The sequence below is a fragment of the Pararhodobacter zhoushanensis genome, from assembly GCF_003990445.1.
Classification (GTDB): Bacteria; Pseudomonadota; Alphaproteobacteria; order Rhodobacterales; family Rhodobacteraceae; genus Pararhodobacter; species Pararhodobacter zhoushanensis.
Window position 1 is genome coordinate 598050 of sequence record NZ_REEZ01000002.1, and the last position, 11214, is coordinate 609263.

The window sequence follows — 11214 nt, forward strand, 5'->3', positions numbered from 1 at the left end:
GACGTGGTCACCTCGGGCAGACGAACTCACGGCGCAACGACTCGTACGGGCGACAACGGCATGGCAGGCACCCAAAACGCGACAGAACCCGGCGCCGAGTCGCAGCCCGCCGGGCTGTTGCGGCCCGTCCTGACGCTCGGGCTGACGCAGATCGTTGGGTTTGGCTCGATCTACTACGCCTTTGGGGTGCTGGTCACGCACATGAGCGCGGATCTGGGGGTGACCCCGACCTTTGCCTATGGCCTGCTTTCCGCCGCCCTGCTCGCGGGCAGCCTGACCGCCCCGGTCGCGGGCCGGTTGATCGACCTGCGCGGCGCGCGCGGCATGATGGCGGCGGGTTCGGTGGCAGCGGCGGCGGGCTTTGCGCTGCTGTCACAGAGTGCAGGGGCCTGGACTCTGGCCGCCGCACTGGTGCTGGTCGAACTGATCGCACCGCTGGTGCTTTACGACGCTGCCTTCGCCGCCTTGGCGCAGGCGGTGGGCGAGGCGCGGGCGCGCCGGGCGATCACGCTGATGACGCTGCTGGGCGGCTTTGCGTCGACCGTGTTCTGGCCCCTGACGCTGTTCTTGCAGGATGCCGTCGGCTGGCGCGGCGCGTTCATGGCCTTCGCCGCATTGCATCTGCTGGTCTGCCTGCCACTGCACTTGTCGCTTCCCAAGCTGGCGGCACAGGGCACCGCCGCCCCCTCATCCGCCCCGGCCTTTCCGCCCCTGCCCCCGCATCTGCACGGGCGCGCGATGGTCCTGCTGGCGCTGGGCCTGTCGCTGAGCTGGGCGATGATGTCCGCCTTCAGCGCGCAATGGGTGCCGGTGATGGCGGCGGTCGGGCTGTCGCAGGCGACGGCGGTGACGGCGGGGGCGCTGATGGGACCGGCGCAGGTGTTGGCGCGACTGGCCGAGATGCGTTTTGCCGGGCACCGTCACCCGATGATCACTGCGATCTTCGCCATGGGCTGCCTGTGCGCTGCCGCGCTGGTGCTGCTGGTGGCCCCCGTGGGGATCGCCTCGGCCTCGGTCTTTGCAGTGCTGTTCGGCATCGGGCAAGGGCTGGCCACGATGGTGCGCGGCACGGTGCCCTTGGTGCTGTTCGGACTGGCGGGCTATGCGGCGCGGCTGGGCAAACTGGCCAGCCTGCGCGGGCTGGTGGCGGCAGTCGCGCCGTTCGCGATGGCCGGATCGCTGGCGTATTGGGGCGCGTCGATCACGCTGGGGCTGGCGGCCTTGCTGGCCGCCGTGTCGCTGGCCGTTCTGGCCGGGGTGCCGTGGCGGGTTAAAGGATAACCGGCGTGCGGTCCCCGGCGACAAACCGGCGCAGCACGGCGGGGTAGAGCCGGTGCTCCTGCACCAGCACCCGCGCGGCAAGGCTGTCGGCGTCATCGCCGGCCAGTACCGGCACCCGCGCCTGACCCAACAATGGCCCGGCATCCAGATCCGCGATCACCTCATGGACCGAACAGCCGGCCTCGGTATCGCCGGCATCCAGCGCGCGTTGGTGGGTGTGCAGGCCGGGGTATTTGGGCAGCAAGGACGGGTGGATGTTCAGCATCCGCCCGGCAAAACGCCCGGTGAAAGCGCCAGTCAGGATGCGCATGAACCCGGCCAGACAGATCACGTCGGGCTCAGCCGCCAGAAGCGGCTCCAGCAGCGCCGCCTCGAACGCTGCGCGGTCGCCCTTGAACGGGCGATGCTCGACGGCGGCGGTGGGAATGCCCATCTCGGCGGCGCGCGCCAGACCCTTGGCGGCGGGATCGTTGGACAGCACCAGCACCGGCCGCGCCGGGTGATCCCCGGTCATCGACTGCGCCAGCGCCACCATGTTCGAGCCCCCGCCCGAGATCAGCAGCGCCACCCGTTTCGGCGGCTGGCTCAAAGGATATGGCCGCTATAGGCGACGCCCTCGCCCTCGACCACCGAACCGATGCGCGAGACGGTCTCGCCGGTTGCCAGCAGCAGCGCTTCGATCGAGTCGGCCTGTTCAGGGCTGACCACAACGATCATGCCGATGCCGCTGTTGAAGGTCTTGAGCAGTTCCGGCTCGGACAGCTCGGCCACGCCTGCCATCCATGTGAAGACCGGCGGCAGTTCCCACGAGGTCAGGTCGATCTCGGCGCCCAGCCCCTCGGGCAGAACGCGCGGCAGGTTTTCGGTCAGACCGCCGCCGGTGATATGCGCCAGCGCATGAACGCCGCCCGCCTTGATCGCCGCCAGCGCCTGTTTCACATACAGCCGCGTCGGCGCGAGCAGCGCCTCGCCCAGCGTGCCCTCTTCGCCAAACGGCGCGGGCGAGTCCCAGGTCAGGCTCGACGCCTCGACGATCTTGCGCACCAGCGAATAGCCGTTGGAATGCACCCCGTTCGAGCCGAGGCCCAGCAGCACATCCCCCGCCGCGACGCCAGCGGGCAGATCCATGCCGCGCTCCATCGCGCCGACAGCAAAGCCCGCCAGATCGAAATCGCCCGCGTGATACATGCCCGGCATTTCCGCCGTCTCGCCACCGATCAGCGCACAGCCCGACAGCGCGCAGCCCTCGGCGATGCCCTCGATGATGCGGGCGGCCTGATTGACGTCCAGCTTGCCGGTGGCAAAGTAATCCAGAAAGAACAGCGGCTCCGCGCCCTGGCAGACCAGATCGTTGACGCACATCGCGACCAGATCAATGCCGATGGTGTCCACGTTGCCGGTATCAATGGCGATGCGCAGCTTGGTGCCGACGCCATCGGTCGCGGCCACGAGGACCGGATCGGAATAGCCCGCACCCTTCAGATCGAAGAGCGCGCCAAAGCCGCCGAGGCCCGACATGGTGCCGGGCCGCGCCGTGCGCTTGGCCGCTGGCTTGATGCGTTCCACCAATGCGTTGCCCGCGTCGATATCGACGCCCGCTTGAGCATAGGTCAGTCCCTTGGTCCCGGTCATCGCGCCCCCCGAGGTGGTTTGCGCCGCGTTACCCCATCCCGGGATGGGGTTCAATGCGCTTCCCCCGTGCGCGCGGGGTTTCTAAGGCACAGCGCCGGTCAGGGCCGCGCCGATCGCGATGGCTTCAGGCCGGTTGACCTTGGAAAAGGCGCGGTGGAACTTGGCCTTGAAGCTGTCGTGATCGAACCGGATCGTGGTGAACAGCGACCCGGACTTGACCTGCGCGTCCTGCACCTGCGCCAGCGGGATCACGCGGGTCGAGGCGACCGAGGCGACCGAAAACGTCAGCGCCATCCATTTCGGCCGGATCTCGGCGATTACGAGGCTGTTCTGCGTAGTCCCGACCACCAGATGCTTGGTCAGTTTCTGCATCAGGATCACGCCCGGCAGGATCGCCAGCAAAAACGCGGGCAGGACGATCAGAAAATTGGGTTGCCGAATGCCATAGGCGCAATGCTCAAGCGTTTCGCCTTGCGGCAGGGCGGGGGTCAGAATTTCGATCATCTTTTCAGGGGTAAGTCTGGACATGGGAATCTTTCAACGTTGGTAAAAAGGCAGGATTAAAAGGGTCGTTCAGGTCAAAAAAATCTGCTCAAGACGGTCTGCGCGGGTTCAGAACGGGGGCCGGGCACAGGGCGGCTTCGTCGGGCGTCAACGGGCGCAATCCCGTCGCCTGCCAGTCATCGCGCGGCCCCGCAACAAAAAGGGGTGCCGGGCGCTCGTCGCTCAACCCCGCCGCTGCCGCGCGCCTTGCGCCACGGCTGCGCCAGTTGTGGCTTTCGGCACGGCTGAGGACGGGCTCGAACGCATCCACAAAAAACGCGACATCGCGGCCCAGCCGGGGCCCGCGCTGCGACAGGTTCGACACCCGCGCGAGCCGCGAAAACCGGCGGCGGATCTCGGCGGGGGTAAGCGCATCGCCTGCCGAGAGGACCCGGCGCAAGATGCGCCGCACCTCGATGTTGCGTACGCGGGTATGCGCGGCGCGGTCGGCGAAGAAGGCAAAGTCTATCTCGGTCGGTTCCAGCCCGGCATCGCGCCACGCGTTCATGAAGGTGCGGATCTTGCCGCCATCGAAACTGGCCGACTCATAGAGTGCTGCGTAAATCGCCCGCACTTCGGCCCGCGACCCCAGCGCCGCGAAACCCTGCGACCATGCCTGCCGGCGCGGAAAATCGACGTAGATCCCGCAAAGATAGCGCCGCAGTTCGTCATCACTTTCTGCCGTGATCTGCAAATCGAACATCCGGCGCAGCGCCCCGGCCTCAGCGCCAAAGGCGCTGTCGACCAGTGCCCGGTCCAGCCGCTCGACCCGTGCCAGAATGGCAAGGATCTCGTGCCCATGTCCCGCCGTCGCCCCGTTCGGACCCCAGGTCAGGTAGGACGCGCGGTCTGTGGTGTAGCAGGTCGGATCCTCGGCCAGAGGGTCGTAAATCTCGCTGTTGTTCTGGCAGAAATTCCATTCAGCGGGGCTGGTAATCTCGGTGCCCTCAAACGCCAGCAACAATGCCCTTGCGCGCGTGCGCGCATCGGGCACCGGGCGGTCTGGCAGCAGCAATTCCCAGAACGCCTGCGTGATCGCGCCCTCATGCGCAGCAGACCCTTCTGGCAGGCGCGCAGCAATCGGCGGGCAGGTGGCGGCAAGAGCAATGGCCGTCCGGGTTTGCACCCCGAAGCGCCCGTCGGGGTCAAGGCGCAGATCCTCGCCGCAGGCCAGCAGGATCAGATTGACCGCGTGCTGAAAATCCGCGATCGCGCCGGTACGCCCGTCGGCCAGAACACCCGCAGGGCGGCCGGAATCGGGGCCTGTGTGACGATACAGAACAGGATCTTCCACAGCTACATCGGCCCCGGCGCGCAAGGCCATGAGCACGCCAAAAATTGCTGCCAGTGAAACCCTGCGCATTAAAGTGACCGATGTTAAGACTTTTGCAAAATAAATGTGACGATACGAACGATGCAATCATCGGGTCAAGGCGCTTGCGCCCGATGAGACCCGCGTGCCGGTCACAGAGCGTTGATCCGACCCGCTGCGCCAATCTTGACCGCCGCCCTCAACATGGGTACGCAGTTGGCGGCTGGGCCTGTAGCTCAATGGTTAGAGCAGGGCGCTCATAACGCCTTGGTTGGGGGTTCGAGTCCCTCCGGGCCTACCAACCCAACCCGTTGATCGCAAAGAGAACTGTTTCGTGTATGCTGACCGAAGCGCTTCTCGCGCCAGAGTTGGGGCAAGGGATGGAGGAATCGGGCGCGGCGGTCAGGGCAGACCGCGTTGCCGTTGCGCGTCTACAAGTAGGCAACGTCACTGGTAATCCAGCCCCTCCCCTCCGTGCAAAGGACAAGCGCCGGTGATCCGTCACCTACGCGCATGCGCCGGACAGCTCCCATAGCATGACGCGGGTTCAGGCGCGGCCAGTCGGGCACAAGTCCATGTTCCGGAGCGCAATCTGACGTCGCGCCATCGCTTCCAGAAGGAAAAGTTTCTTACCCGCCGCAGACGGGTCGTCCCACAGGTTACGCGATTCCGTGGGATCGGCATGAAGATCATAGAGTTCCCCCCATGTCGGCGCATCCTCCAGAAGGGACAACCGCCACCCCTGGTGCACCAATGACGTCACCGCAGTTCGCGCGTCCGCATCGGCGAAAACAGCGATGCCGGGATCTTCGATGAGGATCGGCGCACCCGGCCCGTCATCGGCGAACACGTCTTCGCCCTGCATCCCCAGCGGAATCCGCAGGCCTGCGCGTTGCAGCAGCGTGGGCGCGAAATCGATGGCACTGGCCTGTCGCGCGCTGCACCCTTGCTGGCGGCGCTCCGCGGTGTCACGCCACAGAAAGGGCACTCGGACCACGCTCTGGTAATGCAGGCCCATCTTGAGCACGGTCCCGTGGTCGCCCATGTAATCGCCGTGGTCTGACATGAAGATGACGACGGTGTCGTCCTCAAGCCCCCGGGCGCGCAGATGCGCGAGCACCCGGCCGACCTCGTGATCGATAAAGCTGATCGCGCCATAGTTCAGGGCGATGATCCGACGCATCTGCGCCTCATCCAGATGGAAGGGCCAGTGCGAATGCGGATCGGCGTCGCCCATCGCGTAGGGGCGCAGGGCGGCGGGTGGCAGGTCATCGCGGCGCGACAGCGGGCGGTGAAAGCTGTCGGGCAGGTCGACCGACGCCGGGTCGTACAGATCCGCCCAGGGCGGCGGCGCGGTAAAAGGGTGGTGCGGATCGGGGAAGGACAGCACCAGCAAGAAAGGGTCCGCCGCCGGATCGTCGAGGAAAGCGCAGGCCTCGTCGGCGATATAGCGCGTGGGGTGCAGATCCTCGGGCAATGCCGAGCGCCAGCTTTGCGGCAGGTCGCCCGAAGGGGCGTCCAGAGCATTGCCCGGACCGCGCAGGCTGGACGGATCGGGGTGCCGTTCGCGCAGCCAGTTAGTGTAATGGCCTTCGATCTCGTCGCCATGGCCGATGCAAAGGCGCAAATGCTCGAAGCCATAATACGGCAGCGGCACCTCTTGCGCCGGGTCTCGTGCCCAGCTGGTGCGCACCTCGTGGCCATAGGCCGCTCCGTCGCGCTGCATCGCTTCGGCGCGCATCGGAACCGGCATTTTGCCTGCGCCGCGGGGTACGCGGGCCGGGGCGGGAATCGCGGTGACGTTCTGGAAATGCGCCTTGCCGATCAGGCCTGTCCGCCAGCCCGCATTGCGCAACACCTCGGCATAGGTGACGCTGTTCAGCCCCAGCGGTATGCCGTTCTGGCGGCAACCGTTCACGGTCGAGATCTGGCCGGTCATCAGGCAGGCCCGATTGGGCTGACAGATCGGGGTTGAAACGTGGAAGGCATCGAAACGCATCCCGTCGGCAGCGATGCTGTCGATATGCGGCGTCTTGACCACTTGATTGCCATAGCAGCCAAGATGGTCCCAACGCTGCTGATCGGTCATGATCACCAGAAAATTCGGGCGGCGGGTATCGGCGGCCTTGTCGGGGCCGGTGTTGGTCTCAGGGTGCATGGTGGTATGCCTCGTCAGATTTTGGCAGTCTGCGGCGCTCGTTGCATCCAGAGCATGGCGGCAAGCCCCAGCCCCAGACCCACGAAATCGCTCCACAACCCGCCGACCTGGGCGGGCAGGAAAAGCAGCAGACCGCCCAGCCCGAGCAACACCCGCTGCATGGGGTTGGCGGCGGTGAAGAGATACCCGACGACCGAGGCCGAAACGAACCAGACGCCCAGCAGCGCCGTGGCAAAGGTCCAGGCGATGGAAAGAGGCGTACCGATCAGCAGCAAGGCGGGCGCCCCGACAAACAGGAACGGGATCAGATAGGCCGACCATCCCATCACCATGGCCGCATAGCCGGTGCGCATCGTTCTGGCGCCCGAGATCGAGGCGGCAGCAAAGGCGGCGATGGCGACAGGGGGCGTGATCATCGACATCATGCCGAAGTAGAGAACGAAAAGATGGGCGGCGATGGGCTCGACCCCGACCTCGACCAGCGAGGGGGCGATGAGGGTGGCCAACAGCAGGTAGACGCCCAGCGTCGGCATCCCCATGCCCAGCACGATACAGGTGAGAGCAGCGATCAGCAAAAGCAGCGCCAGATTGCCTTGCCCCAGTTGCACCAGAACCAGCGTCAGCGCAAAACCAAGCGATGAGATGTTCATCACCCCGATGATGATCCCGGCGGCGGCACCGATCATCAGAATGTCGGTGACGGAAAGCCCTGTCTCGCGCAGCGTATCCAGCACCATGCGCAGCCTGAAACCCGAGGCATCCGGGTCCGTTGCGCGGCGTTTGCGCCACTCGAACCACAGGCCGACAGCGATGACCGACAGCGAGGCAAGGAAGGCCGCGTATTCGGGCCGTTCGTTCAGCACAAACAGCGCGTAGATCAGCACGACAAAGGGCAGCGCAAAGGGCCAGCCATTCGCAAGAACCCGCCCAAGGCGTGGCAGCAATTCACGCGGGGCGCCGCTGAGACCGTCACGGGCGGCCATCAGATCGACCTGAATCAGCAGCGCGCCGTAATAGAGCAGCGCGGGCAGGAGGGCGGCAGCGGCGATGGACGCGTAAGGTACCTGAATGATCTCGGCCATCAGAAAGGCGGCAGCGCCCATGACCGGCGGCATCAGTTGCCCGCCGGTCGAGGCCACGGCCTCGATCGCGCCGGCGTGGTGCGGTTTGTAGCCCCCGCGCTTCATCAGCGGGATGGTGATCACGCCGGTCGAGACGACATTCGCCACGGCCGAGCCCGAAACCGAACCGAACAGCGCCGACGCCGTGACCGCGACCTTGGCCGCCCCGCCCCGGTAGCGCCCCATCATCGCCATGGCGAGATCGGTAAAGAAGGTGCCGCCGCCGCTGCGGTTCAGCAGGTTGCCGAAGAAAACATAGACCACCACCACGGTCGAGGCGATCATCAACGGCATGCCGAGCACGGCGCCGGTATCCAGCGCGAGGAAGATCACCAGCCGGTCGGTCGCCACATTGCGTCCTTGCAGCGAACCGGGGATGAAATGGCCCAACAGCCCGAACCCCAGCGCCACCAGAACAAGGATCACCATCGCCCAACCGGTTGCCCGGCGCAGACCCTCCAGCACCAGCGTCAGGATCACCCCGCCGACGATCAGCGCATCGGTCGGTCGCATCCACAGGCGGTCCAGAAGCGACGGATACCGCACCGCCACATAGCCGCAGGCCCCTGCCCCGATCAGCGCGGCCAGAAGGTCATACCACGGCAGCCGGGTGCGAACGGCACCCCGCGCCGGTCGGGCCAGAAACACGGTGGCCAGCGCCAGACCCAGCATCGCCGCGACATACTGCTCGTTATAGATGTTCAGGCCGGCGGCGCGGAACAGATCAACCGCCCAGGCCAGCGCCATCAGCGTCGTCGCCGTGGCGAGGGCCGAAATGGCCCAGGCCAGAGCGCCCTGCGGGCCATGCGGGAGAGAGGTCGGAGTGTCTGGCTGGGTCATAGCGGGCCTCATGCGGTGGCGCGTCGGGGTCAGAGGCCGTGTGCGGTGAAATAGGCCTGTGCACCGGGGTGCATCGGCAGACCCTCGATCGGCGAGGCGATCAGATCATCGGTCATGCCCGCCAGCCCCGGGAAGGTGGCGATCAGCGCGTCGCGGTTCTCGTTCAGCGCGGCGAGGACGGTTTCGACCTGCGCGTCTGACACCTCGGCCCCGGCCAGTAGCACAAAGGTGCCGGTCATCATCGGCGTCACGCCGTCGATGCCGGGGCGGTTCGGCATGGGCTGGACATGGCCAAGAAAGGCACCCGGCGTCATCGTGCGGATCGTGGCATCAGCCTCGGGCGTGTCAGGAACGGCCAGAAAGCGGATACCACCCAGCGCCACATCGGCCTGTGCCACCGCGCCGGATCCCGGCGTCAGGATCGCGGCATCCACCGAACCCGCCATCAGATCGTCGATCCCGCGCGTTCCGTTGGGCGCAGGAACAATGGTGACGTCGTCCGGGGTCAACCCGACGGTGGCCAGCGTCGTTGCCATATAGCCCGCCAGCACGCGTTGTTGCGGGAACTCACCGGGCAGGCGGTGGCCGCGCAGGTCGGCAAGACTATGGATGTCGGAATCCGCTGCGACAAAGATGCCCGAATGAAACAGCATGAGGTTCGCCACCAGCCGCAGATTTCCCATGGTCCGGCCGTCGAAATTGCCCACCCCCATCGCCGCCGCTGCAGCGATATCGGACGACGCGATCGAGAACTCCAGCTCACCCGTTTCAACCAGCGGCATCGTGACCTCGGGCCCGCCCTGCGGCACCACGCGAACCTGCAGAGGGCTGTTCTCGGTCGCGACGCGGGCAAGGGCGGCGGCAACTGCGAAGGCCAGAGTCCCCTGCGGAAGCGAGCCGATAGACAGGGTCTGCGCCTGCACGGTGGCGGGGACAGAGACCGAGGCGAGGGCAGCAAGGGCAACCGCGAAACCGGTCTGGCGCAAGGCCGTTGGCAACAAAGCTAAAGGCATGAAGGAACTCCTGTCGGATTGGCGCGACCCTCATTCGTTGGGGTCCATGCGGTCAGCTTAGTGCCGGTTTCATGAAAACATTTACGCAAAAACGGACATTAACTATGCCTCTTATGCATATCACCGGCACGCCAAGCCGATGTCAGCCCAACCCCATTTCCGTCACCGCCTTCTGCAATTCGCCCAGAAAATAGGCCTCTGCCGGGGTCCGCTGATGCCCGCGTCGCCAGAACAGCCCGACGTCGTCCTCGGGCTGCTCGAACGCCACGTCCAGCAGCACCAGATGCCCGGTTTCCTCGTCACTCTGATAGGTGCCGCGCGGCAGAAAGATCACCGCGTCGCTGTCGAGCAGCAATGCCCGCGTGATGCCAAGGGCGCTCATTTCTATGCGCTCTGTCGGCAAGGCCAGCCCCTCACGCAGGAACAGCGATTCAATCATCGAGCGGATCGGCGAGGCATTGACGGGCAAGATCCAGCTCAACTCGAGCAAATCCTTGAGGCGCAACCCGTGACGCTCGCTCAGCGGATGACCCGAGCGCGCGAAAACCGCCCAGCTCTGCCGGAACAGTCGCTTGGTCGCCAGCGTGGGATCGGGCCGATGCTGGTTCAGGCGGCCAATGACGAAATCCAGCTGCCCCTCGCGAAGACTGGGGATCATCTGATCATACAGACCCTCATAGACCGAGATCCGGATTCCCGGTCGTTGCCGCCGCACCTGCATCAGCGCGCGCGGCAACGGACCCGAGGCTCCGTTGGGCAAGCTGCCGATGGCAAGTTGCCCGGCATTGGCCCGATCGAGATCAGCGATGCCCTGCCAAGCAGCGCGCATCTCATTGAGAACGGCGCGCGCGTGACTGACGAAGACCTCACCCTCGGGGGTCATGACGACCCCGCGGGACTTGCGTTGGAACAACTGCACACCAAGCAACCGCTCGACCTCGTGGACCGCACGCGAAACGGCGGGCTGGGTCATGTTCAGCGCCCGCGCGGCCCCCAGAATATTCTGGGTTTCCGCCACTTTATCCAGAAACTGCATATGCCGAAGGGACAGCCGCGACATCAGCATCGGCCAAGCGGGGTTTTCGTGAGGCCCGGACATCACTGTGTTCCCTGCTCGTTGTGACAAGGCGTGATCGTCGTTGTCCCACGGCGGTAATGTCAATGCTTTCCGCGCTATTGGCCTGCAATCGTTGAGAGCACCGAGCGGTTCATCCGGTTGCATTAAGTCGGATACAAGGGCCCGAAGTTCTGCTCGCCCCTTGTTGAGAGTAAAGCCTGCGGGCTCTTCGACCTGCGCGCAACACGCACCCATGT

General features: G+C 65.7%; 9 protein-coding genes and 1 tRNA gene. 2 read left to right on the forward strand and 8 right to left on the reverse strand.

What is annotated here, in order from left to right; all coding sequences use genetic code 11:
- Positions 1–60: 60 nt before the first annotated feature.
- Positions 61–1281, forward strand: coding sequence for an MFS transporter (locus tag EAE28_RS07635; protein WP_164736573.1), 1221 nt, complete (start codon positions 61–63; stop codon positions 1279–1281).
- Here EAE28_RS07635 and purN read toward each other — a convergent pair.
- The 4 genes from purN to EAE28_RS07655 form a co-directional block, all read right to left on the reverse strand.
- Entirely contained in the window at positions 1271–1870 is a 600-nt protein-coding gene (purN, locus tag EAE28_RS07640) for a phosphoribosylglycinamide formyltransferase (protein WP_281279593.1), read from the reverse strand. The two genes, EAE28_RS07635 and purN, sit on opposite strands and share 11 nt — an antisense overlap.
- Positions 1867–2913 carry a phosphoribosylformylglycinamidine cyclo-ligase gene (gene purM, locus EAE28_RS07645; RefSeq protein ID WP_127105229.1) on the reverse strand — a complete coding sequence of 349 codons (1047 nt, stop codon included), beginning with the start codon at positions 2911–2913 and terminating at the stop codon, positions 1867–1869. Before purM ends, purN begins: the two co-directional genes overlap by 4 nt.
- Before the next feature lie 81 nt (positions 2914–2994).
- On the reverse strand, positions 2995–3441 hold the full coding sequence (locus tag EAE28_RS07650) for a hypothetical protein (protein ID WP_127105230.1): 447 nt from the start codon (positions 3439–3441) through the stop codon (positions 2995–2997).
- A 64-nt stretch (positions 3442–3505) separates the two neighbouring features.
- Positions 3506–4819, reverse strand: a complete 1314-nt coding sequence (locus tag EAE28_RS07655; RefSeq protein WP_127105231.1) for a hypothetical protein — start codon at positions 4817–4819, stop codon at positions 3506–3508.
- Positions 4820–4993: 174 nt separating this feature from the next.
- Here EAE28_RS07655 and EAE28_RS07660 point away from each other — a divergent pair.
- Positions 4994–5069, forward strand: a tRNA-Ile gene (locus EAE28_RS07660).
- A gap of 246 nt (positions 5070–5315) precedes the next feature.
- Here the strand turns inward: EAE28_RS07660 and EAE28_RS07665 are convergent.
- The 4 genes from EAE28_RS07665 to EAE28_RS07680 form a co-directional block, all read right to left on the reverse strand.
- Positions 5316–6926 carry a sulfatase family protein gene (locus EAE28_RS07665; RefSeq protein ID WP_127105232.1) on the reverse strand — a complete coding sequence of 537 codons (1611 nt, stop codon included), beginning with the start codon at positions 6924–6926 and terminating at the stop codon, positions 5316–5318.
- A gap of 14 nt (positions 6927–6940) precedes the next feature.
- Positions 6941–8887, reverse strand: a complete 1947-nt coding sequence (locus tag EAE28_RS07670) for a TRAP transporter permease (RefSeq protein WP_127105233.1) — start codon at positions 8885–8887, stop codon at positions 6941–6943.
- Positions 8888–8916: 29 nt separating this feature from the next.
- Positions 8917–9900 carry a TAXI family TRAP transporter solute-binding subunit gene (locus EAE28_RS07675; protein ID WP_127105234.1) on the reverse strand — a complete coding sequence of 328 codons (984 nt, stop codon included), beginning with the start codon at positions 9898–9900 and terminating at the stop codon, positions 8917–8919.
- A 142-nt stretch (positions 9901–10042) separates the two neighbouring features.
- On the reverse strand, positions 10043–10999 hold the full coding sequence (locus EAE28_RS07680) for a LysR substrate-binding domain-containing protein (protein ID WP_164736574.1): 957 nt from the start codon (positions 10997–10999) through the stop codon (positions 10043–10045).
- Between the last annotated feature and the right edge of the window lie 215 nt (positions 11000–11214).

What these genes read in the sequence shown, in the direction of transcription:
- EAE28_RS07650 (WP_127105230.1), bottom strand. Translation starts at nt 3,441, where the DNA reads ATGTCCAGACTTACCCCTGAAAAGATGATCGAAATTCTGACCCCCGCC.
- EAE28_RS07655 (WP_127105231.1), bottom strand. Translation starts at nt 4,819, where the DNA reads ATGCGCAGGGTTTCACTGGCAGCAATTTTTGGCGTGCTCATGGCCTTG.
- EAE28_RS07680 (WP_164736574.1), bottom strand. Translation starts at nt 10,999, where the DNA reads ATGTCCGGGCCTCACGAAAACCCCGCTTGGCCGATGCTGATGTCGCGG.
- EAE28_RS07675 (WP_127105234.1), bottom strand. Translation starts at nt 9,900, where the DNA reads ATGCCTTTAGCTTTGTTGCCAACGGCCTTGCGCCAGACCGGTTTCGCG.
- EAE28_RS07635 (WP_164736573.1), top strand. Translation starts at nt 61, where the DNA reads ATGGCAGGCACCCAAAACGCGACAGAACCCGGCGCCGAGTCGCAGCCC.
- purM (WP_127105229.1), bottom strand. Translation starts at nt 2,913, where the DNA reads ATGACCGGGACCAAGGGACTGACCTATGCTCAAGCGGGCGTCGATATC.
- EAE28_RS07670 (WP_127105233.1), bottom strand. Translation starts at nt 8,887, where the DNA reads ATGACCCAGCCAGACACTCCGACCTCTCTCCCGCATGGCCCGCAGGGC.
- EAE28_RS07665 (WP_127105232.1), bottom strand. Translation starts at nt 6,926, where the DNA reads ATGCACCCTGAGACCAACACCGGCCCCGACAAGGCCGCCGATACCCGC.